This is a genomic window from Agromyces mediolanus (assembly GCF_023715325.1).
GTDB classification, from domain to species: Bacteria; Actinomycetota; Actinomycetes; order Actinomycetales; family Microbacteriaceae; genus Agromyces; species Agromyces mediolanus_A.
Window position 1 is genome coordinate 160,432 of sequence record NZ_JAMBNX010000003.1, and the last position, 22,790, is coordinate 183,221.

Below are 22,790 nucleotides of genomic sequence, written 5' to 3' on the forward strand. Positions count from 1 at the left end.
ATGTGCTCCCAGGTGTTCCGCGCGAACGCGGTGCGGTGCCGGCGGCTCGCGCCGCCGACGCTCAGACGGAGAAGGCGCGAGCCGTCGCAGGGATCGGGCTCGGCAATCTCGTGTCTCCTTCAAGGTACCGGTCGACGGCCGCCGCCGCCGCCCGGCCTTCGGCGATCGCCCACACGATGAGCGACTGCCCGCGACCCGCGTCGCCGGCGATGAAGACGCCGGGCTGTTCGGTCGCGTACTGCGCGTCGCGGGCGAGCGCGCCGCGGTCGGTCACGCCGAGTTCGAGCTGCGGCTGGATGGTCTCGGTCTCCGGGCCGGTGAAGCCGAGCGCGAGCAGCACGAGGTCGGCCGGGATCTCCCGCTCGGTGCCCGACTTCGGCACTCGGCGCCCGTCGACGAACTCGGTCTCGGCCACGCGCACCGCGCGGAGCTCGCCCGCGTCGTTCGCGAGGAACTCCACGGTCGACACGAGGTACTCGCGCGTGCCGCCCTCCTCGTGCGCGCTCTGCATCTCGAAGAGCGTCGGATGCATCGGCCAGGGCTGGCCCGCGCTGCGCGCCTCGCCCGGCTGACGGCCGATCGCGAGGTTCGTGACGCTCAGCGCCCCCTGTCGGTGGGCGGTGCCGATGCAGTCCGCGCCCGTGTCGCCGCCGCCGAGGACGACGACGTGCTTGCCCTCCGCGCTGATCTGGTCGAAGACGGGGTCGCCGGCTGCCGCACGGTTGCCCTGCACGAGGTACTCCATCGCGAAGTGCACGCCGGGTAGATCGCGCCCCGGGACCGGCAAGTCTCGCGGCACCATGGCGCCGGTCGCGACGACGACCGCGTCGTAGCGCGAACGCAGCTCGTCCCAGCCGATGTCGGTGCCGATGTCGACCCCGGCGCGGAAGCGCGTGCCCTCCGCCGTCATCTGCGCGAGGCGCTGGTCGAGGTGGCGCTTCTCCATCTTGAAGTCCGGGATGCCGTAGCGCAGCAATCCGCCGATGCGGTCGTCGCGCTCGAAGACCGCGACGGTGTGACCCGCCCGGGTGAGCTGCTGCGCGGCGGCGAGACCGGCCGGACCCGAACCGACCACCGCGACGGTCTTGCCGGTCAGCCGGCCCGGCGGCTGCGGCTGCACCCAGCCGCTGCCGAAGGCCTGGTCGATGATCGAGACCTCGACCTGCTTGATCGTGACGGCCGGCTGGTTGATGCCGAGTACGCACGCCGACTCGCACGGAGCCGGGCAGAGCCGTCCCGTGAACTCGGGGAAGTTGTTCGTCGCGTGCAGCCGCTCGATCGCCGCGCGGCCCTCGCCACGCCACATGAGGTCGTTCCACTCGGGAATCAGGTTGCCGAGCGGGCACCCCTGGTGGCAGAACGGCACACCGCAATCCATGCAGCGACCGGCCTGGCGACGCAGCTGGGCGGAGTCGCCCGGCTCGTAGACCTCTTTCCAGTCCATGATCCGCACCGGGACGGGGCGCCGCTTGGGCAGCTCCCGCTCGGTGACCTTCAGAAAGCCCTTCGGGTCAGCCACCCGTCACCTCCATACCGTTCGTGTTGCCGTTCGGATTCGTGTTCGTGCGCGTCTCAGCCACCCGTGACCTCCAGGATGCGGGACCAGACCACGTCGCCGTCGGGGTCGAGCCCCTCGTCGACGGCGCTCTGCCGCGTCTGCAGCACGGCCGCATAATCGCGCGGCAGCACCTTGGTGAAGCGGTCGAAGGCCGCCTCGCCCTGTTCGAGGAGGGATGCCGCCACGGCGGAACCCGTCTCGGCGAGGTGCTGCTCGAGCAGGTCGCGCACGATCTCGCGGTCGGCGGAGCCGAGTTCCAGGAGCTCGAGCTCGCCGCTCGCGAGCGACTCGCGGTTCACCCGGGCCTCGTCGAGGCCGAGCACGTACGCCGTGCCGCCCGACATGCCCGCGCCGAGGTTGCGGCCGGTCTCGCCGAGGATCAGCGCGAGGCCGCCCGTCATGTACTCGAGCGCGTGGTCGCCCACGCCCTCGACGACGGCCGTGGCACCGGAGTTCCGCACCAGGAAACGCTCGCCCACGATGCCGCGGATGAACATGCTGCCCTGGGTCGCGCCGTAGCCGATCACGTTGCCGGCGATGACGTTGCGCTCGGCGTCGAAGGTCGCGGTCGGCGCGGGGCGGACCACGATGCGCCCGCCGGAGAGGCCCTTGCCGACGTAGTCGTTCGAATCGCCCTCGAGCCGCAGCGTGATGCCGGCCGGGAGGAAGGCGCCGAGCGACTGGCCCGCGGAACCGGCGAGGGTGACCTCGATCGCGCCCTCCGGGAGCCCGTTCGCCCCGTGCCGCGAGGTCACCTCGTGGCCGAGCATCGTGCCGACCGCCCGCTCGGTGTTCTTGATCGGCAGCTCGATCTCGACGTGGCCGCCCTGCTCGAGCACGTGCCGGGCCCGGGCGATCAGCTCGTTGTCGAAGTGCTCGTCGAGCTCGTGGTCCTGCGCGCGGCCGTGCTTGCGCGGTTCGGCGTCGGCGAAGTCCGGGCCGATGAGCACGGGCGTGAGGTCGAGCCCCGAGGCCTTCCAGTGCGAGACGGCCCGGTCGACGTCGAGGAGCTCGCGCCGGCCGATGATCTCGTCGATGGAGCGGAAGCCGAGCGCGGCGAGGTGCTCCCGCACCTCCTCCGCGATGAACTCGAAGAAGTTCACGACGAACTCGGGCTTGCCGGTGAAGCGCTTGCGCAGCTCCGGGTTCTGCGTCGCGACGCCGACGGGGCAGGTGTCGAGATGGCAGACGCGCATCATGATGCATCCCTCGACCACGAGCGGCGCCGTGGCGAAGCCGAACTCCTCGGCTCCCAGCAGGGCGCCGATGACGACGTCGCGACCGGTCTTCAGCTGACCGTCGACCTGCACGACGACGCGGTCGCGCATGCCGTTCAGCATGAGCGTCTGCTGCGTCTCGGCGAGGCCGAGCTCCCACGGGGTGCCGGCGTGCTTCAGCGAGTTCAACGGGCTCGCTCCGGTGCCGCCGTCGTGCCCGGAGACCAGGATGACGTCGGCGAGGGCTTTCGCCGTGCCTGCCGCGACGGCGCCGATCCCCGACTGGCTCACGAGCTTCACGTGCACTCGCGCCTTCGGGTTCGCCCGCTTCAGGTCGAAGATCAGCTGCTTCAGGTCCTCGATCGAGTAGATGTCGTGGTGCGGCGGCGGGGAGATCAGGCCGACGCCCGCGGTCGCATGCCGGGTGCGGGCGACCCAGGGGTACACCTTCGTCGGCGGGAGCTGACCGCCCTCGCCGGGCTTCGCGCCCTGGGCGAGCTTGATCTGGATGTCCTCGGCGTGCGTGAGGTACATGCTGGTCACGCCGAACCGGCCGGAGGCGACCTGCTTGATGGCGCTGCGACGCTCGGGGTCGAGGAGCCGGTCGAGATCCTCACCGCCCTCCCCCGTGTTCGACTTCGCACCGAGCCGGTTCATCGCGATGGCGAGGGTCTCGTGCGCCTCCTTCGAGATCGAACCGTAGCTCATCGCCCCGGTCGAGAAGCGCTTCACGATCGACGACACCGGCTCGACCTCGTCGAGCGGCACCGGCGGGCGCACCCCGCTGCGGAGGGCGAACAGGCCGCGGAGCGTCATGAGCTCCTCGGCCTGCGAGTCGACGAGATCGGTGTACTCCCGGAACACGTCGTAGCGACGGTTGCGCGTGGAGTGCTGCAGGCGGAACACGGTCTCGGGGTTGAAGAGGTGCGGCGAGCCGTCGCGGCGCCACTGGTACTCGCCACCGGTCGCGAGCCGCTCGTGCGCGCGCACTGCGACGTCCTCGGGGTAGGCCTCGGTGTGCCGGGTGAGGTTCTCGGCCGCGATCACGTCGATGCCGATGCCGCCGAGCTTCGAGGTGGTGCCCGTGAAGTACTCGTCGATGAACTCCTGCGAGAGGCCGATCGCCTCGAAGGCCTGCGCGCCCGCGTAGGACGCGATGGTCGAGATGCCCATCTTCGACATGATCTTCAGCACGCCCTTGCCGAGCGCCTTGATCACGTTGTGCACCGCGTCTTCGGGGCTCACTCCGGCGATGACGCCGGAGCGCACGAGATCCTCGCAGGTCTCCATCGCGAGGTACGGGTTCACCGCGGAGGCGCCGTAGCCGATGAGGAGCGCGACATGGTGCACTTCGCGCACGTCGCCCGCCTCGACGATGAGCCCCACGCGCATCCGCGTCTCCGCGCGGATCAGGTGGTGGTGCACCGTCGAGAGCATGAGCAGCGACGGGATCGGCGCGAGGTCCTTGTTGGAGTCGCGGTCGCTCAGCACGATGAAGGACGCGCCCTCGACGATCGCCTCGTCGACCTCGCGACAGATGGCGGCAAGGCGATCGCGCATCGCGTCGGGGCCCTCGTCGAAGCGGTAGGTGCCGCGGATGGTGACCGTCGTGCGCGAGCCCGGGGCCGGGTCGATGTGCACGATCTTCGCGAGCTCGTCGTTGTCGATCACGGGGAAGTCGAGCGAGACCTGCCTGGCGTGCTCGGGGCCCGCCGTCAGCAGGTTGCGCTCCGGGCCGAGCCCCGTGCCGAGCGAGGTCACGACGGCCTCGCGGATCGAGTCGAGCGGCGGGTTCGTGACCTGCGCGAACTGCTGGGTGAAGTAGTCGAAGAGCAGGCGCGGGCGCTGCGCGAGCACCGCGATCGGGGTGTCGGACCCCATCGCCCCGAGCGGCTCCTGCCCGGTGCGCGCCATCGGCGCGAGCAGGATCTTCACCTCTTCCTCGGTGTAGCCGAAGGTGCGCTGGCGACGGTTCACCGAGGCCGGCGGGTGCACGATGTGCTCGCGCTCGGGGAGCTCGGCGAGTCGGATGCGGCTCTCATCCAGCCATTCGCCCCAGGGCGAGGCCGCGGCCAGTTCGCGCTTGATCTCGTCGTCCTCGATCAGGCGGCCGGCCTCGGTGTCGACGAGGAACATGCGGCCCGGCTGCAGGCGGCCCTTGCGGACGATGCGCGAGGGCTCGATGTCGAGCACGCCGATCTCGCTCGCCAGTACGACGAGGCCGTCGTCGGTCACGAGGTACCGGCCGGGACGGAGTCCGTTGCGGTCGAGCGTCGCGCCGACCAGGGAGCCGTCGGTGAAGACGATCGCCGCGGGGCCGTCCCACGGCTCCATGAGCATCGAGTGGTACTCGTAGAACGCGCGGCGCTCGGCATCCATGCCGGTCTGGTTCTCCCAGGCCTCGGGCACCATCATCATCACCGCGTGCGGCAGGCTGCGCCCCGACAGGGTCAGCAGTTCGACGACCTCGTCGAACGAGGCGGAGTCGCTCGCTCCCGGCGTCACGATCGGCAGGATCGGGTCGAGCTCGCCGAGGAGCTCGGATTCGAGCTGCGACTGCCGCGCCCGCATCCAGTTGCGGTTGCCCTGGATCGTGTTGATCTCCCCGTTGTGCGCGATCATGCGGAACGGCTGCGCGAGCGGCCACGAGGGGAAGGTGTTCGTCGAGTACCGCGAGTGCACGAGGGCGAGCTTCGAGGCGAAGCGCTCGTCGGACAGGTCGGGATAGAACGGCTCGAGCTGCAGCGTCGTGACCATGCCCTTGTAGACCATGGTGCGCGAGGACAGCGAGGCGAAGTACAGCTCGAGCTCCCGCTCGGCGCGCTTGCGCAGCCGGAAGGTGAGCCGGTCGAGCGCGATGCCGGCCACCGGCGCCACGCCGTCGACCGAGCCGGCGCGCACGTAGAGCTGCTGGACGGCGGGCATCGCCTGCCGTGCGAGCGTGCCGAGCTGCTCGGGCCGGACCGGTACTTCGCGCCAGCCGAGCACCGTCAGCCCTTCCTCGGTCGCGAGGCGGGCGAGCGACTGCTTGACGCGGCTGCGGGTCGTCGGGTCGACCGGGAGGAAGGCGTTGCCGACCGCGTACTCCCCTGCCGGAGGCAGCGGGAACTCGGTCACCGCGCGCAGGAACTCGTCGGGGATCTGGGTGATGATGCCCGCGCCGTCGCCGGTGCCGGCGTCCGAACCGACGGCACCGCGGTGCTCCAGGTGCCGCAGCGCGTCGAGCGCCGCGGTGATGATGTCGTGCCCGGCGGTGCCGCGCAGGGTCGCGACCATCGCGAGCCCGCAGGCGTCTTTCTCGGCGGCTGGGTCGTACAGGCCCTGTGCGGCCGGCACGGTGCCGAACCGCGAGAAGGGAGGGGTGAGCGACACGGGAACCGTCCTCTCAGCAAGCGGAAAAGGAGGGGACGCCGTCGGCCCTTCGCAAGGGATCTGCACGGCACGAGGTGCGGCGCCGCTGCGGGAGAACGGGGACTGACTCCTAGACGGAGGACGAGCGGCCTGGGCTTGTGGCGGCCGACTCAGGGGCGTTCTCAGACTCGACGCCGTCGTCGAGCGAGTCCGATTCGGACTCGATTTCGTCAGAGTCTACAACAGCATCGGGCCGCTGCCATTCACGGCCGGGCGAGTAGACGCTCGGCTCCAGTCCCGTGTGCCGGCGCGACTGCACGATGATCAGGATGACGCCGATGATGACGGCCGCGAACGAGGCCCACACGTTCGAACGGATCCCGAGGAACATCTCGCTCGGGTCGACACGGATCGACTCGAGGAAGGAGCGACCGAGCCCGTACCAGATGAGGTACACGCCGAAGGCCTTGCCCCAGCGGAGGCCGCCCTTGCGCTCGAGGAGCAGAATGACCGCGACCCCGGCGAGGTTCCAGATGATCTCGTAGAGGAAGGTGGGGTGGAACAGCGTGCCTTCCGGGAGGCCCTGCGGCCACGCCGGGTTCGAGTACTCGATCTCGAGCCCCCAGGGCAGATCGGTCGGCGCGCCGAAGAGCTCGTGGTTGAACCAGTTGCCGAGGCGGCCGACGGCCTGCGCGACGAGCAGACCGGGTGCGAGGGCGTCGGCGAAGGAGAGGAAGCGCAGGCCCGTGATGCGGCAGGCGATCAGCACGCCGACGGCGCCGCCGATGAGGGCGCCGTAGATGGCGTTGCCGCCCTCCCAGATCGCGAAGATCTTCCACCATTCCTGGCCGGCGAAGTAGTCGTTCGGGTGCGTGAAGACGTGGTAGAACCGTGCACCGATGATGCCGAGCGGCACCGCCCAGAGGGCGACGTCGAGCACGATGCCGGGTTCGGCACCGCGCTTCGTGAGCCGGCGCGAGGTGATGATGACCGCGAGGATGATGCCGAGCAGGATCCACAGGGCGTACGTGCGGATGTCGAGCTGCCACCCGAAGAGATTGAGCTCGAGGACCTGCCACGAGTAGTCCGGGCTCGGGATGCTGAACGGTGCGATCACGCCGTCGACTGCCTTTCGTCAGGTGGTGCGGCCGCCACGACGGCCCACACGAGCGTACTTCACTCCGGGCGCGTGCCGCGCGCGAGCTCGGCCGCGAGGCGGCCCGCCGCCGCCGCACCGCCGTCCGCGACCGCCGCGACCAGCGCCGATCCGACGATGGCGCCTTCGGCGTACTCGAGTACTTCGGCGACCTGGGCCGCGGTCGAGATGCCGACGCCGACGCAGGCCGCCTCGGCGCCCGCGTCGTGCAGGCGTCCGACCAGCCCACGCGCCGCACGATCGACGTCGGCGCGTGCGCCGGTGATGCCCATCGTCGACACGGCGTAGACGAAGCCGCGGCTCGCCGCGACGGTCTTCGCGAGGCGGGCGTCGGTGGACGTCGGCGCGGCGAGGAACACCCGGTCGAGCCCGGTGCGCTCGGTCGCGGCCAGCCAGTCCGCCCCCTCGTCGGGGATCAGGTCGGGCGTGATGAGCCCGGCACCCCCGGCGGCCGCGAGCTCGTCCGCGAAGCGGTCGACGCCGTACTGCACGACGGGGTTCCAGTACGTCATGATCAGCACCGGAGCATCCGTGCGCTCCGTGATGCGGCGCACCGCCTCGAACCCGTCGGCGATGCGGAAGCCGTTCTGCAGCGCCTGCTGCGTCGCCGCCTGGATGACCGGGCCGTCCATGACCGGGTCGGAGTACGGCAGGCCGAGCTCGAGCACGTCGACGCCGTTCTCGACGAGGGCGACGGCCGCCTCGACGCTCTCGTCGAACGTCGGGAAGCCGACCGGCAGATATCCGATGAGCGCGCCGCGCGCCTCGCGATTGCGCCGCGCGATGACCTCGCCGACCGTCCGCATCACGCCTGCTCTCCGTCGTAGAGGCCGAAGTACTCCGCGGCCGTGTCCATGTCCTTATCGCCGCGGCCGGAGAGGTTCACCAGGATGACGGCCTCCGGGCCGAGCTCGCGACCGAGCTCGAGCGCGCCCGCGAGCGCGTGCGCCGACTCGATCGCCGGGATGATGCCCTCCGTGCGCGTCAGCAGTCGGAGCGCCTCCATGGCCGCCGCATCGGTCACCGGACGGTACTCGGCACGGCCGAGCGCTGCGAGCCAGGAGTGCTCCGGGCCGACGCCCGGGTAGTCGAGGCCGGCGGAGATCGAGTGCGACTCGATCGTCTGACCGTCTTCGTCCTGCAGGAGGTAGCTCCGCGCGCCGTGCAGCACGCCGGGGCGTCCCTTCGTGATGGTCGCCGCGTGCCGCGGGGTCTCGGCCCCCTCGCCGCCGGCCTCGAAGCCGACGAGCCGCACGTCGGTGTCGTCGAGGAACGCGTGGAAGATGCCGATCGCGTTCGAGCCGCCGCCAACGCAGGCCGCCACCGCGGTCGGAAGGGCGCCGGTCAGCTCGAGGACCTGCGCCCGCGCCTCCTCGCCGATGATCTTCTGGAAGTCGCGCACCATCTCGGGGAACGGGTGCGGGCCGGCGACCGTGCCGAAGACGTAGTTCGTCGTCTCGACGTTCGTCACCCAGTCGCGCATCGCGTCGTTGATCGCGTCCTTCAGCGTGCGCGAACCGGTCTTCACGGCCACGACCTCGGCGCCGAGCAGCCGCATCCGCGCGACGTTCAGCGCCTGACGTTCGGTGTCGACCTCGCCCATGTAGATCGTGCACTCGAGACCGAACAGTGCGGCCGCGGTCGCGGTCGCGACGCCGTGCTGGCCCGCCCCGGTCTCGGCGATGACGCGCTGCTTGCCGATGCGCTTCGTGAGCAGCGCCTGTCCGAGGACGTTGTTGATCTTGTGCGAACCCGTGTGGTTCAGGTCCTCGCGCTTCAAGATGACGCGCGCGCCGCCGGCATGCTTCGCGAACCGGGGAGCCTCGGTGATGATCGACGGCCGGCCGGTGTAGCTCCGGCCGAGCTCGGCGAGCTCCTCGTCGAAGGCCGGGTCGAGCTTCGCGAGCTCGTAGGCCTCCGACAACTCGTCGAGGGCGGCGACGAGGGACTCGGGCACGAAACGCCCGCCGAAGTCGCCGAAGTACGGACCGTGGGCGTCTCGAAGCGCCATGTCACACCGCCAGGAATGCAGAGAGGGTGGCCACCGGGTCGCTCGTGACGAGCGCCTCGCCCACGAGCACGGCGTCTGCGCCGGCCCGGCGGTAGTGCGCCACGTCGTCGGGCGAGAGCACCGCGGACTCCGCGACGCGGATCGCGCCGTCGGGGAAGCGGTCGACGAGCCGGCCGAACAGGTCGCGGTCGAGCTCGAAGGTGTTGAGGTCGCGCGCGTTCACCCCGATGAGCCCCGCACCGAGCGCGGCGGCCCGGTCGAGCTCTTCGGCCGAGTGCGCCTCGACGAGGGCCGTCATGCCGAGCTCGGTGATGAGCGCGTACAGCTCGGCCAGGGTCGCGTCGTCGAGCGCGGCGACGATCAGCAGCGCGAGGTCGGCGCCGGCCGCACGCGCCTCGAACACCTGGTACGGCGTCGAGAGGAAGTCCTTGCGCAGCACCGGCAGCGCGACCGCGTCGCGCACGGCCTCGAGGTCGTCGAGGGAACCGCCGAATCGACGCCCCTCAGTGAGCACGCTGATCGCGCTCGCGCCGCCGAGCTCGTAGTCGCGCGCGAGCGCGGCCGGGTCGGCGATCGAGGCGAGCGCGCCCCTCGACGGGCTCGATCGCTTGATCTCCGCGATCACCTTCACCCGATCGGCAGGCCGCAGCGCCTCGAGCGCGTCGATCGCGGCCGGGCGTGCCAGCGCCGCGCGCTCGACCTCGGCGAGCGGGCGGGTCTGCCGGCGCGCCTCGGCGTCGGCGAAGGCGTTCGCCGTCAGCTCGGCGAGCACGGTCAGTGCGAGCTGACGGAGCTCTTGGCCCCGCCGACGCCGTAGCCGGCCTTGGCCAGCGCCCAGCCGACCAGGACGCCGGCGACGAGCAGGCCCGCGGAGGCCCAGACGAGCCACTCCACTTCGAAGAAGAACGCGACCGTACCGATCGTGAACGCGACGAGCATGATCACGACGGCCGTCCACGCCGCGGGCGAGTGTCCGTGGCCGGGGTCTGCGTGCTCAGTGGTCATGGTGCTCCTTCGTTGCGGGGTCTTGACAAGTCTACCGGTCGGACGCGCCGGGCTCGTCGCCCCGCACGCCCGGTCGACCGGTCGGGTCGGTCGGGTCGTCAGCCAGCTCGGGTCCGTCGCCGGACGCGTCGTCCTCGTCGGTCGGGTCGTCGCCGCGGCTCAGATCGTCCCATTCCTCGACGGCACGGTCGCGGCTCGACAGCTCGGCGCGCCCGTCCTGGCGGAGCTTCGTGCTCCCGTAGCGGCTCGACGAGGACGGCCACGTCGATCCCGTCAGGAACACGAGCAGTGCCGAGAGCAGGAGCAGGGCCCCGCCGACGAACGCAGCGACCGGCCAGAGGCTCGCGTCAACGCCCGCCACGAGGGCGGCGGTCGGCTCGGCGCCCGTCACCCCGGTCGCCTCCGTCACGGCGGGCGCCACGGCGGCCACCGGATCGGCGAGGGTCAGCGAGGCGGCGAGCACGACGCAACCGCCGAGCAGGAACTCGAGCACGCCGAGGACGATGCGCAGCCCCGGACCGGCGAGGGCGAGCGCCGCGGCCAGCGCGAGCGCCGCGAGGCCGAGCGCCGCGAGGGCCGGGGAGGCGAGCTGGCCGCTGACGGCGATGGCCGTGCCGTCGCCGCCCGCTCCGGGGACGAGGAGCAGCTCGAACCACGTCTGGCTCCAGCTGAGCATCGCGAGCCCGCCGCCGCCGATCGCGCCGAGGAGGGCGGTGAGCTTCCTGCGCCCCGGGGTCATGCGCCGACCCGCTGCATGGCGTTCGCGACCGCGACCGCCTTGAGCGGTGCGGCGGCCTTGTTCACCGATTCCTGGAATTCGGCCTCGGGCACCGAGTCGGCGACGAGTCCGCCGCCGGCCTGCACGCGGGCGACGCCGCCCTGGATGAGCGCGGTACGGATGGCGATCGCGAGATCGGCGTCGCCGCCGAAGCCGAAGTAGCCGACCACGCCGCCGTACACGCCCCGCTGCGCGGGCTCGAGCTCGTCGATGATCTCGAGTGCCCGCGGTTTCGGGGCTCCGGACAGGGTGCCCGCGGGGAACGTGGCGCGGAACACGTCGACCGCGTTCCGCCCGGCCGCGAGGTCGCCCTCGACGGAGGACACGATGTGCATGATGTGACTGAACCTCTCGATTCGCATGAACTCCGTCACCTCGACCGAACCTGCCACGCACACCTTCGCGAGATCGTTGCGCGCCAGGTCGACGAGCATGAGGTGCTCGGCTCGCTCTTTCGGATCGGCCCCGAGCTCCGCCTCGAACGTGGCGTCCTCCTCGGGGGTCGCCCCTCGGGGGCGGGACCCGGCGATCGGGTGCGTGTAGACCCGGCCGTCCTCGACCTTCACCAGCGCCTCCGGCGAGGAGCCGACGATCCAGTAGGGCTCCCCCGACGGGTCTTCCAGGTGGAGCAGGTACATGTACGGACTCGGGTTGAGACTCCGGAGCACGCGGTACACGTCGACCGGGTCCGCCGTCACCTCCTGCTCGAAACGCTGCGAGATGACGACCTGGAACACGTCGCCGTCGCGGATGTACTCCTTCGAGCGCTCCACGGCGGCGAGGAAGTCGGACCGTTCGGTGCGGTGGCGGGGCGCCGCGGTCAGCTCGAGGTCGACCCGCGCCAGCCTCGCCTCGGCCGGCCGGGCGAGTTCCGTCTGCATCCGGTCGAGTCGCGCCTGCGCGTCCGCCCAGAGCGCCTCGGCGTCGTCGACGCCGTCGTTCAGCGCCGAGGCCACGAGCTGCACCGTGCCGGTGCGGTGATCGATGACCACGAGCTCGGAGACGAAGGCGAACGCCTGGGAGGGCACCTGGAAGTCGGCCGCCGGCTGGTTCGGCAGCCGCTCGATCTGGCGGATGGCCTCCCAGCCGATGAAGCCGACGAGTCCGCCGGTGAGCGGCGGCGCGCCCGGCACGTCGTCAGTGGCCCACCGCTCGTACAGCGCCTCGAGCGCGGCGAGCGGTGCGAGGTCCGTCGCGTCGCCGAGGGCGCGCTCACGGGGCAAGCCGTGGTCGAGCCACTCGACGTGCCCGTCGCGCTCGGTCAGCACGCCGTGCGAGGCCACACCGACGAAGGAGTAGCGCGACCAGATGCCGCCCTGCTCGGCGGACTCGAGCAGGAAACTGCCCGGCCGGCCCTCCGCGAGCTTCCGGTAGATGCCGACCGGCGTCTCGCCGTCGGCGAAGAGCTCGCGCACGACCGGCACGACTCGGCGTCCGTCGAGCATGCCCCGGAAGCCCTCGAACGTGGTCGTCGCCGTGCTGGTCATGCGTCGCCTCCCGAGGCATCCGGCGCGTCGCCCACGGTCACCGGCACGGGGTAGCCGTCGAAGCAGGTCCTGGTGCCCGTGTGGCACGCGACGCCGATCTGGTCGACGCGCACGAGCAGGGTGTCCGCGTCGCAGTCGAGCGCGGCGCTCTTCACGTACTGCGCGTGGCCGGAGGTGTCGCCCTTGCGCCAGTACTCCTGACGGGAGCGGGACCAGAAGGTCACCCGGCCCTCGCTGAGCGTGCGACGGAGCGCTTCCCGGTCCATCCAGCCGAGCATGAGCACCTCGCCGGTGTCCCACTGCTGGATGATCGCGGGCAGCAGCCCGTCGGCGTTGAAGGCGGCCCGCTCGATCGCGGCGTCCGTCGTGCTCGTCATCGCACGGTCCTCCCGTCTGCGGCCAGCGCCGCCTTCACCTCGCCGATGGTGACCTCGCCGTTGTGGAACACCGAGGCGGCGAGCACCGCATCGGCGCCGGCGGCGATGGCCGGCGCGAAGTCGGACACCCGGCCGGCCCCACCCGAGGCGATCACCGGCACGCTCGACAGCTCGTGCATGAGCGCCGTCAGCTCGAGGTCGAAGCCGGCCTTGGTGCCGTCGGCGTCGATCGAGTTCACGAGCAGTTCCCCCGCACCGAGCTCGATCGCCCGACGGGCCCAGTCGAGGGCGTCGAGCTCGGTCTCGGTGCGACCGCCGTGCGTGGTGACGACGAAGCCGGAGGGGGTGCCCTCCGAGCGCTTCACGTCGAGCGAGAGCACCACGACCTGCGCGCCGAAGCGATCGGCGATCTCGGCGACGAGCTCGGGGCGCGCGATCGCCGCGCTGTTCACGCCGATCTTGTCGGCGCCGTGGCCCAGGAGGCGCGCCACATCCTCGGCCGAGCGGACGCCGCCGCCGACCGTGAGCGGGATGAAGACCTGTTCGGCGACCTGCTGCACCATGTCGTACGTCGTCGAGCGGTCGTCGACCGTCGCGGTCACGTCGAGGAAGGTGAGCTCGTCGGCACCCTGCTCCGCGTAGCGGGCGGCGAGCTCGACGGGGTCGCCCGCGTCGCGGAGGTTCTGGAAGTTCACGCCCTTGACGACGCGGCCGGCGGCCACGTCGAGGCACGGGATCACCCGGACGGCGAGGCTCATCGTGCCACCGTCACAACCGGGCCGCGTGGATCGCGGAGACCAGGATGGCGCGGGCGCCGATCTCGTACAGCGCGTCCATGACGTGGTTCATGTCGGTGCGCGGGATCATCACTCGCACCGCGACCCAGTCCGGGTCGTGCAGCGGCGAGACCGTGGGCGACTCGAAGCCGGGAGCCGCGGCGGTGGCCTGCTCGAGGTGCGCGACGGGCACGTCGTAGTCGAGCAGCACGTACTGACGCGCGACGAGCACGCCCTGCAGACGGCGCACGAGCGTGCCGGTGCCGGGCTTGTCGATGCCGGAGCCGATCAGCACGGCCTCCGACTGCAGGATCACCGGTCCGAAGATCTCGAGCCCCGCCTTGCGGAGCGTGGAGCCGGTCGAGACGACATCCGCGACCGCGTCGGCGACGCCGAGGCGCACCGCCGACTCGACGGCGCCGTCGAGCTTCACGAGCTTCGCGGTCACGCCGTGGCGGGCGAGGAAGTCACCCACGAGGCCCGGGTAGCTCGTGGCGACGCGAACGCCCTCGAGGTCTTCGAGCGTCGCGAAGCCGCCCGCAGGCGCCGCGAAGCGGAACGTGGAGTCGCCGAAGCCGAGCGAGGCGATCTCGGTGGCGTCGGAGCCGGAGTCGAGCAGCAGGTCGCGGCCCGTGATGCCGACGTCGAGCGCGCCCGAGCCGACGTACGTCGCGATGTCGCGCGGGCGGAGGTAGAAGAACTCGACCCCGTTGCGCGGGTCGGCGGTGTGCAGGTCGCGCGGGTCGCGACGGCCGGTGTAGCCCGCCTCCCAGAGCATCTGGGCGGCGGTGTCGGAGAGCGAGCCCTTGTTGGGCACGGCGATGCGGAGCATGTGCTGGCTTTCGTGTCGACGGTTCGGATCGGGCATGGGCGCGATCACAGATGTCGGTACACGTCGGCCGGCGCGAGGCCCTTGGCCAGCATGAGCACCTGGAGGTGGTAGAGCAGCTGCGAGATCTCCTCGGCCGTCTGCTCGTCGCTCTGGTACTCGGCAGCCATCCAGACCTCGGCCGCCTCCTCAACGATCTTCTTGCCGATGGCGTGCACGCCGGCGTCGAGCTCGCGCACCGTGCCGGAACCCGCCGGGCGGGTCCTGGCCTTCTCGCTGAGCTCGACGAAGAGGTCGTCGAAGGTCTTCACCCTTCTAGGCTACCGGTGCGCGTGACCGTGCGAGGACGCCGCGGCCCGTAGCGCCGCGATCTGTTCCTCGGGGACGCCGCGGAACACCGCCGAGCCGGCCACGAACGTGTCGGCTCCCGCCTCGGCGGCCACCCCGATGGTGTCGACCGTGATCCCGCCGTCGACCTGGAGCCAGACGTCGAGACCGGCAGCGCGCACCGCGTCGGCCACGCGCCGCAGCTTCGGCATCGTCTCCGGCATGAAGGACTGGCCGCCGAAGCCGGGCTCGACCGTCATCACGAGCACCTGGTCGAACTCCGGGAGCAGCTCGAGGTACGGCTCGGCCGCGGTGCCGGGCTTCAGCGCGATACCGGCTCGAGCGCCGATCTGGCGGAGCCGTCGGGCGAGCCCCACCGGGTCGGCGACGGCCTCGGCGTGGAAGGTGACGCTCGCCGCGCCCGCCTCGGCGTACCCCGGCGCCCAGCGATCGGGGTCGTCGATCATGAGATGCACGTCGAGCGGGATCGGGCTCACCTGCTGCAGCCGCTCGACCATCGGCAGGCCGAAGGTCAGGTTCGGCACGAAGTGGTTGTCCATGATGTCGACGTGCACGAGATCCGCCGTCGCGATCCGATCGAGCTCCCGCTCGAAGTTCGCGAAGTCGGCGGCCAGGATGCTCGGGTTGATGCGCGTCGTCATGGCTCGAAGCCTAGCGAGCGGCCACGCGGGACGACGACTCAGGCGACCCGGCGCACCAGCGCGATGAACATGGCGTCGGTGCCGTGCCGATGCGGCCAGAGCTGCACGGTCTCGGGCGCGCCCGAGAGGTCGAGCTCCTCCCGTGCGACGGCCGCCACGGCGGCGCGGGTGTCGACAGCCTCCACGGACCCGGCCCAGCGACGCATCGCGGCGGCGAGGGTCCCGTGCGTCTCGGCCGCGTGCGGCGAGCAGGTGACGTAGGCGAGGAGCCCGCCGGGCGCGAGGAGCTCGACCGCGTGGTCGAAGAGCTCGCCTTGCAGGGCCGTGAGCTCGCCGACATCGCTCGGCTGCTTGCGCCAGCGCGCCTCGGGGCGGCGGCGGAGTGCGCCGAGGCCGGTGCACGGGGCGTCGAGCAGGATGCGGTCGAATCCGGCGGACGAGCCGAGCTCGGCCGCGGCGACCGTGCGCCCGTCGCCGACCCGCACCGGCACGTCGAGCGGGACGCCCGCCACGGCCTTGCGCACGAGTTCCGCCCGGGTTTCGCCGAGCTCGTTCGCGACGAGCACCGCGTCGGCCGCGAGGGCCTCGGCGGCGAGCACGGCGGTCTTGCCGCCGGGACCGGCGCAGAGATCGAGCCAGCGCTCCCCCGGTTCGACCGGGCGCGCCCGGCTCAGCGCGAGCGCCGCGAGCTGCGAACCCTCGTCCTGCACGCGGATCCGCCCCTCGTGCGCCGCGATGAGCTCGAACGGCGCCGCGGCCGTGAAGCCGATCGGCGAGAAGCGGTTCGGTTCGCCGAGCTCCTCGACGGACTCGTCGCCGAGCCCCGGCAGTGCGACGAGGTTGACCCGGGGCGCCGCATTGTCGGCTGCGAGGAGCGCCTCGAGCTCCTCGGCGCGCTCCTCGCGCTCGAGCGCCTGGGCGAAGGCGCGCACGATCCATTCGGGATGACTCTCGAGCACCGACATCCGTTCGAACTCGCCGCCCGCCGTCTCATCGGCGACCCAACCGCGCCACTCCGCGGGCGTCGAGCGGGAGATCGTGCGCAGCACGCCGTTCACGAAGCCGCTCGCCGCGGGGGCGAGGCGCTTCGCAAGCACGACCTGCTCGTTCACGGCGGCGTGCACGGGCACCCGGGTCGCGAGCAGCTGATGCGCGCCGAGGCGGAGGATGTCGAGCACGATCGGGTCGATCGCCGTGCGATCCCGCTCGGAGACGAGCTCGATGATGCGGTCGTAGTAGCCCTGCATCCGCAGGGTGCCGTACGTGAGCTCGGTCGCGAGCGCGGCGTCCGCGTGGCTCAGCTTGGAGCGCTCGATCCGTTTCGGCAGCAGGAGGTTCGCGTAGGCCTCGTCGTCGCGCACCGCCTCGAGCACCTCGTACGCGACGATTCGGGCGGGCGACACCCGCACCTGGCGGGGCGCCGCCCCTCGGTCGCGTCCACCGCGCTCCTGCTTCCTGACCACCCGTCAACTGTACGGGGCCGGACACGGCGCCGAGGACCGGGGGGCGGACGACGCCGCTCAGACCTCGAAGCTCGCGCCGGCCGCCAACCCCCGGCCCCAGTCGGCCGCCGCCATGGCGCTGCGGCCCGCGGGCTGCACACGGACGAGCTCGATCGGTGCGTCGCCGGTGCCGACGAGCAGTCGGCGACGCTCGGGCGCCAGCTCACCGGGCGCGAGCGCGGTCGCCCCCTCGGCGGGCTCGACGCGGCGGGCCTCGAGGATCTTCACCCGCGCCCCATCGAGCATCCCCCACGCGCCGGGCTCCGGCGTGACGCCGCGATACCGGTCGAGCAGGCGGCCGGCGGGCTGCCTCCAATCGAGGCGGCCGTCGTCCAGTGAGAGCTTCGGGGCGAAACTCGGCTCGCCGCGCTGCGGCTGCGCGACCGCTGTGCCGTCGGCGAGGGCGTCGACGACGGCGGTGAGCAGCTCGGCGCCCTCCACGGCGAGACGGTCGAGCGTGTCGCCCGCCGTGGCATGCCGGTCGACCGGGCGTCGGAGTTCCGCGAACACCGCTCCGGCGTCGAGCTCGGGCACGAGCTGGAAGACGGCGGCGCCGTGCTCCTCGTCGCCGGCGATGATCGAGTGCTGCACGGGCGCGGCGCCGCGCCAGGCCGGCAGGAGCGAGAAGTGCAGGTTGATCCAGCCGAGGCGGGGCGCGCTCAACAGCGGCTCGCGGACGAGCCCGCCGTACGCCACGATCACTCCGAGATCGGGCTCGAGCGCCGTGATCGCGGCGGTGGCCGCGGCGTCCAGGCGCGCGGCCTTGATCACCGGCAGCCCGAGTTCCTCCGCGGCGGCAGCCACGGGCGACGCGGTCAGCACCCGCTTGCGTCCGAGCGGCGCATCGGGCCGGGTCACGACACCGACGATCTCGTGCGGGGAATCGGCCAGCAGCCGGAGGCTCGGAACGGCGACGGCGGGCGTGCCGGCGAAAACGAGGCGCAGGGAGGTCACCCGGCCATTCTCCCGGATCGCCGGGCTTCCGGATGCTCCGGCCGCCCGGGTGCGCGAATCGTGCGGATGCCGGGCCGCGACCCGCTCAGGGCACCTCGGGATCGTCGAAGCGCACCCGGAGGATCGGCCGCTTGGCCTGACGCCCGGCCACCGGCTTCCGCCGCTCGGTCGCCGCGCGGATCATCTCGGCCTCGAGGGTTCTCGCGACGGCGGCACCCTGCGCGTAGTCGAAGCGGACGAGCGCACGCTCCAGCCCGTCGTCGACCGGCACCGGCCCGAGCACATCCGCCCCGGGCACGGCCGCGGTGACCGCGTCGAGCGCCCGCGCGAGCCGATCCCGGACGCTCGTGACGCTCGCCACCCGGACCGCCGGCGGGAAACGCAGCGTACGCCGCGCGGCGAGCTCATGCGCCGCCCACTCCGGCTGCCGCCAGGTCGCGAGCGCGGACGCGAGCTCGCCGGCGACCCCGACGAGGAACACCGATGCCCCGGGCGCCGCCAGCGCCGCGGCGTTCGACCACCAGCGCAGGCAGTCCTCGGCGACCCGCAGGGTCTCGCGCAGCAGCATCCGCTCGCCGTCGAGGAGCAGCACCGCCCGGTATCCGCCGTCGGCGAAGGGCTCGGCGCCCCGGGTCGCGACGACGAGCGACGGCTCGGGCCCCACTCGAAGGATCGGCCGCTCGCCGTCGGAGAGGATGATCCTGGTGCGCGGGAACGCCCGCCCGAGCTCCTCGGCCGTGCGACTCGCGCCCACGGTGGCCGCTCGCAGCTTGGTGCCTTCGCAGACCGGGCAGCGCCACGCGTTCGCCGCGGTGCCGCAGAGTGTGCAGACGGCCGCCCCACCCGAGCGCGGGATCGCCAGCGGCCCGCGACAGGCGGTGCATTTGGCCTGTTCGCGGCAACGGTCGCACACGAGCAGCGGCGCATTGCCGGGCCTGGCGACCTGCACGAGCACCGGGCCGAGCCCGGCGGCCTCCTGCGCCTCGCGCCAGGCCGCCGAGGGGATACGCGCCGAGCCCGGTTCCGTCTGCGCCTGCTGCTCGGTGACGACGACCCGTGGCCGAACGGGCTTCTGCACCGGCACGTCGTGAACCCAGCCGAGCTCCACGAGGCGCTGCACCTCGACGCTCCGGGTGTGGCCGGCGAAGAGCAGCGCGGCACCCGACTGCTCCTGCCTGATGAGCGCGGCGTCGCGCGGATGGACGCCCGGTGAGAGCGGCTCGTTCATGAGCCCGTCGCCGTCGTCCCAGAAGGCGATGAGGCCGAGCCTCGACGCGGGCGCGTACACGGCGGACCGGTTGCCGACGACGATGCGGGCGGCCTCGCCGGTGGCGTCGAGGAAGGCGCGATAGCGCGCGGGGCCGGTCTGCCGGGCGTCGGTCCGGAGCACGCGGCGCGGGTCGACGAGCGCCCCGAGCGCCGCCTCGAGCTGCTCCTGGTCGCGATAGTCGGGCACGACGAGGATGACGCTCCGATCCGCCGCGAGCACCGTCGCCGCAGCCAGGGCGAGCTCGCTCGCCCACGCGCCGATCCACGTGCCGTCGGGCAGCCGGACGGGGCGGGCGTCCGCGGCGAGGGCCATCCGCTCCCCCGTGCCGAGGCCCCGCGCGAGCGCGCCCTCCGCTCCGCCGGGCGGAGCGGGCGGGTCGACGGGCAGCGGGCCCGGATCGGGCTCGGCGGCGAGCCAGGCGCGTTCGGCACGGACGTAACGACCCGGGATCGCCACGCGCAGGATGTCGCTCGCATTGCCGGCCGCACGGTCGGCCGCCGCACGGGCGAGACGCCACACCTCCGGCGTGAGCATCGCGGTCTCGGAGACGACGTCCTCGAGTTCGCTCAGCCGACCGTCGTACGCGCTGTGGTCACTGAGCTCGACGAGCCAGGCGTTGGCGATGCGGCCGCCCGTGCGCAGCGGCACCCGCACGCGCATGCCGGCGCGCACGGACGCTCGCAAACGCTCGGGCACGCGGTAGTCGAAGAGCTGGTCGAGCTGCGGCAGGGGCGAGTCGACGAGCACTCTGGCGACGAGGTCGCCGGGCATCTCAGATCCCGGCGGCCGAGCGGAGCGCATCGACGCGATCGAGTCGCTCCCAGGTGAAGTCGGGCAGCTCCCGGCCGAAGTGGCCGTAGCTCGCCGTCTTCGCATAGATCGGCCGAAGCAGGTCGAGGTCGCGGATGATGGCGGCCGGGCGGAGGTCGAACACCTCGCGGATCGCCCCGATGAGGCGCTCTTCGGGGACGTGCGCGGTGCCGAAGGTCTCGACGTACAGTCCGACCGGCGCCGCCGCACCGATCGCGTACGCGACCTGCACCTCGAGCCGGTCGGCGAGCCCCGCGGCCACGGCGTTCTTCGCGACCCAGCGCATCGCGTAGGCGGCCGAGCGGTCGACCTTCGAGGGGTCCTTGCCGCTGAACGCCCCACCGCCGTGCCGGCTCGCCCCGCCGTAGGTGTCGATGATGATCTTGCGGCCGGTGAGCCCGGCGTCGCCCTGCGGGCCGCCGATCTCGAAGCGACCGGTCGGGTTGATGAGGACGCGCAGCTCCGGGCGGGCGAGCTCCACCGTGTCGAGGACCGGGCGGATGACGAGCTCCTCGACCTCGGCACGGAGCTGTTCGGTCGACACCTTGGGCGAGTGCTGCGTCGACAGCACGACGGTCTCGATGCTGCGCGGCGTCTGCCCCTCGTAGCCGACCGTCACCTGGGTCTTGCCGTCCGGGCGGAGGTAGTCGAGCTCCCCCGCCTTGCGCACGTCGGCCAGCCGTTCGGCGAGCCGGTGCGCGAGCCAGATCGGCACGGGCATGAGCTCGGGGGTCTCGCGCACGGCGTAGCCGAACATGATGCCCTGGTCGCCGGCGCCCTGCCGGTCGAGCGCGTCCTCGCTCGCGTGCTCGCGCGCCTCGAACGCGTGGTCGACTCCCTGGGCGATATCGGGCGACTGCCCGCCGATCGACACGGAGACGCCGCAGGAACGGCCGTCGAACCAGACATCGGACGAGTCGTAGCCGATCGACGTGACCCGCTCGCGCACGATCGCGGGGATCTCGACGTAGCCGGACGTCGAGACCTCGCCCGCCACGTGCACGAGCCCCGTCGTGACGAGCGTCTCGACGGCGACGCGGGCGGTCGGGTCGGTGGTGAGCAGCGCATCGAGGATCGAGTCGGAGATCTGGTCGCAGATCTTGTCCGGGTGCCCCTCGGTGACCGATTCGGACGTGAAGAGGCGGAGTGCGCTCATGTTCAGCTCGACGTTCCTTCTGGGGTGCGTGCGGCCTCGGCCGCGGGATTCAGCTTCGAGACAATCACGTCGAGGATGGCATCCGCCACCGACGCCTTGCTTCCGTGTGCTTGTGTGACGACCGCGTCGTCACGACCGATGATGATGACCCGGTTCTCGTCGGCGGCGAACCCCTCGGTCCAGCCGACCCGGTTCACGACGAGCAGGTCCGCGCCCTTCGCCCGACGCTTGCCGCGGCCGAGTTCGAGCAGCCGCTCGTCGTCGGGCTCAGTCTCTGCGGCGAAACCGACGAGCAGCGTGCCCGCGTGCGGGGCGGCGCCGAGCCCGGCGAGGATGTCGGGGTTGCGCACGAGTTCGAGGGTCAGCCCGTCTCCCGAGCCGTCCTTCTTGATCTTCTGCTCGCTGACGGCGGCCGGGCGGTAGTCGGCGACCGCTGCGGCCATCACGACCACGTCGGCGCCCACTGCGGCGTCGACGAGCTCTCGCTGCAGTTCGAGCGCCGTGCTGACCTCCCGGATGTCACAGCCCTCGGGGCGCGCGACCTCGAGGTTCGCGGCCACGAGCGTGACCTCCGCCCCACGGGCGCGGGCCGCCTCGGCGATCGCGATGCCCTGCTTGCCGCTCGAACGGTTGCCGAGGAAGCGCACCGGGTCGAGGGGCTCGCGGGTTCCCCCCGCGCTCACGACGACGCGACGGCCGGCGAGTTCGCCGGCCGAGGACACCGCGGCGTAGCGGGCGAGCGCGGCCTCGACGATCACCTCGGGCTCCTCGAGGCGGCCGGGACCGCGGTCGGTGCCGGTGAGCTGCCCCTCGGCCGGTCCCACGATCGTCACGCCGCGCTCGCGCAGCAGCGCGACGTTCGCCCGAGTCGCGGGGTGCTCCCACATCTCGGTGTGCATGGCCGGCGCGACGACGAGCGGGGCGCGGCTCGCGAGCACGGTGTTGCCGAGCAGATCGTCGGCGAGCCCGGCTGCCAGCTTCGCGATCGTGTTCGCGGTCGCCGGGGCGATGACGATGAGGTCGGCGGCCTGGCCGATGGCGACGTGCCGCACCTCGGCGACGCCCTCGTACAGCTCGGTGTGCACCGGGTTGCGCGAGATCGCCTCGAGCGTCGGCCGACCGACGAAGCGGAGCGCCGCCTCGGTCGGCACGACATGCACGTCATGTCCGCCGAGCACGAGCTGTCTCACGACCCCGACCGCCTTGTACGCGGCGATGCCGCCGGTGATGCCGACGACGATGTTCAGCCGGCCCGTCGTGCTCGCCACGCGGTCGACTTACTCGCTGATGGGGCGCAGGCGCAGCTTGTCCTCGTTGATCTCGTGCATCGCCACGGTGAGCGGCTTGTCATCGATCGACGAGTCCACGAGCGGGCCGACGTTGTCGAACAGGCTGCCCTCGTGCAGATCGGCGTAGTAGTCGTTGATCTGGCGGGCACGCTTCGACGCGAAGATGACCAGCTGGTACTTGGAGTCGACCTTCGACAGCAGGTCGTCGATGGGCGGGTCGATGATGCCGGACAGCTTCTCAGCCATGGAGTGACTCCTCGCTTCGGTGGTGCGCA

20 protein-coding genes are annotated in these 22,790 nt (G+C 72.1%); all 20 read right to left on the reverse strand.

Annotation, left to right across the window (positions count from 1 at the left end; genetic code table 11):
- Positions 1-61: 61 nt before the first annotated feature.
- The 20 genes from M3147_RS06970 to rpoZ all read right to left on the reverse strand — a co-directional run bounded on the left by M3147_RS06970 (position 62) and on the right by rpoZ (position 22,761).
- Positions 62-1,519, reverse strand: a complete 1,458-nt coding sequence (locus M3147_RS06970) for a glutamate synthase subunit beta (protein WP_251202747.1) — start codon at positions 1,517-1,519, stop codon at positions 62-64.
- A 53-nt stretch (positions 1,520-1,572) separates the two neighbouring features.
- The gene (gene gltB, locus M3147_RS06975; protein WP_251202748.1) at positions 1,573-6,147 is read right to left on the reverse strand and encodes a glutamate synthase large subunit; all 4,575 of its coding nucleotides are present in this window, start codon (positions 6,145-6,147) and stop codon (positions 1,573-1,575) included.
- Positions 6,148-6,256: 109 nt separating this feature from the next.
- Positions 6,257-7,243 (reverse strand): prolipoprotein diacylglyceryl transferase, encoded by a 987-nt coding sequence (lgt, locus tag M3147_RS06980; protein WP_251202749.1) that lies wholly within the window; start codon positions 7,241-7,243, stop codon positions 6,257-6,259.
- A gap of 59 nt (positions 7,244-7,302) precedes the next feature.
- Entirely contained in the window at positions 7,303-8,088 is a 786-nt protein-coding gene (gene trpA / locus M3147_RS06985; RefSeq protein WP_251202750.1) for a tryptophan synthase subunit alpha, read from the reverse strand.
- The gene (trpB, locus tag M3147_RS06990; protein WP_251202751.1) at positions 8,088-9,293 is read right to left on the reverse strand and encodes a tryptophan synthase subunit beta; all 1,206 of its coding nucleotides are present in this window, start codon (positions 9,291-9,293) and stop codon (positions 8,088-8,090) included. Before trpB ends, trpA begins: the two co-directional genes overlap by 1 nt.
- Position 9,294: 1 nt before the next feature.
- The gene (gene trpC / locus M3147_RS06995; protein WP_251202752.1) at positions 9,295-10,065 is read right to left on the reverse strand and encodes an indole-3-glycerol phosphate synthase TrpC; all 771 of its coding nucleotides are present in this window, start codon (positions 10,063-10,065) and stop codon (positions 9,295-9,297) included.
- A gap of 2 nt (positions 10,066-10,067) precedes the next feature.
- Positions 10,068-10,298 (reverse strand): DUF6704 family protein, encoded by a 231-nt coding sequence (locus M3147_RS07000; RefSeq protein ID WP_251202753.1) that lies wholly within the window; start codon positions 10,296-10,298, stop codon positions 10,068-10,070.
- 31 nt (positions 10,299-10,329) lie between these two features.
- Positions 10,330-11,037 carry a Trp biosynthesis-associated membrane protein gene (locus M3147_RS07005; RefSeq protein WP_251202754.1) on the reverse strand — a complete coding sequence of 236 codons (708 nt, stop codon included), beginning with the start codon at positions 11,035-11,037 and terminating at the stop codon, positions 10,330-10,332.
- A complete protein-coding gene (locus M3147_RS07010; RefSeq protein ID WP_251202755.1) occupies positions 11,034-12,563 on the reverse strand; it encodes an anthranilate synthase component I in 1,530 nt (509 codons plus the stop codon). The genes M3147_RS07005 and M3147_RS07010 overlap by 4 nt, the downstream gene beginning before the upstream one ends.
- Positions 12,560-12,940: a phosphoribosyl-AMP cyclohydrolase gene (gene hisI / locus M3147_RS07015; RefSeq protein ID WP_251202756.1), complete on the reverse strand. Its 381-nt coding sequence runs from the start codon at positions 12,938-12,940 to the stop codon at positions 12,560-12,562. The genes M3147_RS07010 and hisI overlap by 4 nt, the downstream gene beginning before the upstream one ends.
- The gene (hisF, locus tag M3147_RS07020; protein WP_251202757.1) at positions 12,937-13,698 is read right to left on the reverse strand and encodes an imidazole glycerol phosphate synthase subunit HisF; all 762 of its coding nucleotides are present in this window, start codon (positions 13,696-13,698) and stop codon (positions 12,937-12,939) included. Before hisF ends, hisI begins: the two co-directional genes overlap by 4 nt.
- A gap of 10 nt (positions 13,699-13,708) precedes the next feature.
- Positions 13,709-14,548 (reverse strand): ATP phosphoribosyltransferase, encoded by an 840-nt coding sequence (hisG, locus tag M3147_RS07025; protein WP_251202957.1) that lies wholly within the window; start codon positions 14,546-14,548, stop codon positions 13,709-13,711.
- A 44-nt stretch (positions 14,549-14,592) separates the two neighbouring features.
- Entirely contained in the window at positions 14,593-14,856 is a 264-nt protein-coding gene (locus M3147_RS07030; RefSeq protein WP_251202758.1) for a phosphoribosyl-ATP diphosphatase, read from the reverse strand.
- Between the two features lie 9 nt (positions 14,857-14,865).
- On the reverse strand, positions 14,866-15,534 hold the full coding sequence (gene rpe / locus M3147_RS07035) for a ribulose-phosphate 3-epimerase (RefSeq protein ID WP_251202759.1): 669 nt from the start codon (positions 15,532-15,534) through the stop codon (positions 14,866-14,868).
- A gap of 38 nt (positions 15,535-15,572) precedes the next feature.
- Positions 15,573-16,997, reverse strand: coding sequence for a transcription antitermination factor NusB (locus M3147_RS07040; protein WP_251202760.1), 1,425 nt, complete (start codon positions 16,995-16,997; stop codon positions 15,573-15,575).
- Between the two features lie 57 nt (positions 16,998-17,054).
- Positions 17,055-17,981: a methionyl-tRNA formyltransferase gene (gene fmt, locus M3147_RS07045; protein ID WP_251202958.1), complete on the reverse strand. Its 927-nt coding sequence runs from the start codon at positions 17,979-17,981 to the stop codon at positions 17,055-17,057.
- A gap of 94 nt (positions 17,982-18,075) precedes the next feature.
- Positions 18,076-20,031 carry a primosomal protein N' gene (locus tag M3147_RS07050; RefSeq protein WP_251202761.1) on the reverse strand — a complete coding sequence of 652 codons (1,956 nt, stop codon included), beginning with the start codon at positions 20,029-20,031 and terminating at the stop codon, positions 18,076-18,078.
- Between the two features lies 1 nt (position 20,032).
- Positions 20,033-21,226, reverse strand: a complete 1,194-nt coding sequence (gene metK / locus M3147_RS07055; RefSeq protein ID WP_251202762.1) for a methionine adenosyltransferase — start codon at positions 21,224-21,226, stop codon at positions 20,033-20,035.
- 2 nt (positions 21,227-21,228) lie between these two features.
- A complete protein-coding gene (coaBC, locus tag M3147_RS07060) occupies positions 21,229-22,473 on the reverse strand; it encodes a bifunctional phosphopantothenoylcysteine decarboxylase/phosphopantothenate--cysteine ligase CoaBC (RefSeq protein ID WP_251202959.1) in 1,245 nt (414 codons plus the stop codon).
- Positions 22,474-22,503: 30 nt separating this feature from the next.
- Entirely contained in the window at positions 22,504-22,761 is a 258-nt protein-coding gene (gene rpoZ, locus M3147_RS07065) for a DNA-directed RNA polymerase subunit omega (RefSeq protein ID WP_189084914.1), read from the reverse strand.
- Positions 22,762-22,790 lie beyond the last annotated feature (29 nt).

Excerpts from the sequence above, each read along its gene's own strand:
- trpA (WP_251202750.1), bottom strand. The coding sequence starts at position 8,088 with ATGCGGACGGTCGGCGAGGTCATCGCGCGGCGCAATCGCGAGGCGCGC.
- trpB (WP_251202751.1), bottom strand. The coding sequence starts at position 9,293 with ATGGCGCTTCGAGACGCCCACGGTCCGTACTTCGGCGACTTCGGCGGG.
- M3147_RS07000 (WP_251202753.1), bottom strand. The coding sequence starts at position 10,298 with ATGACCACTGAGCACGCAGACCCCGGCCACGGACACTCGCCCGCGGCG.
- M3147_RS07005 (WP_251202754.1), bottom strand. The coding sequence starts at position 11,037 with ATGACCCCGGGGCGCAGGAAGCTCACCGCCCTCCTCGGCGCGATCGGC.
- M3147_RS07010 (WP_251202755.1), bottom strand. The coding sequence starts at position 12,563 with ATGACCAGCACGGCGACGACCACGTTCGAGGGCTTCCGGGGCATGCTC.
- hisI (WP_251202756.1), bottom strand. The coding sequence starts at position 12,940 with ATGACGAGCACGACGGACGCCGCGATCGAGCGGGCCGCCTTCAACGCC.
- hisF (WP_251202757.1), bottom strand. The coding sequence starts at position 13,698 with ATGAGCCTCGCCGTCCGGGTGATCCCGTGCCTCGACGTGGCCGCCGGC.
- hisG (WP_251202957.1), bottom strand. The coding sequence starts at position 14,548 with ATGCTCCGCATCGCCGTGCCCAACAAGGGCTCGCTCTCCGACACCGCC.
- rpe (WP_251202759.1), bottom strand. The coding sequence starts at position 15,534 with ATGACGACGCGCATCAACCCGAGCATCCTGGCCGCCGACTTCGCGAAC.
- M3147_RS07050 (WP_251202761.1), bottom strand. The coding sequence starts at position 20,031 with ATGCCCGGCGACCTCGTCGCCAGAGTGCTCGTCGACTCGCCCCTGCCG.
- metK (WP_251202762.1), bottom strand. The coding sequence starts at position 21,226 with ATGAGCGCACTCCGCCTCTTCACGTCCGAATCGGTCACCGAGGGGCAC.
- rpoZ (WP_189084914.1), bottom strand. The coding sequence starts at position 22,761 with ATGGCTGAGAAGCTGTCCGGCATCATCGACCCGCCCATCGACGACCTG.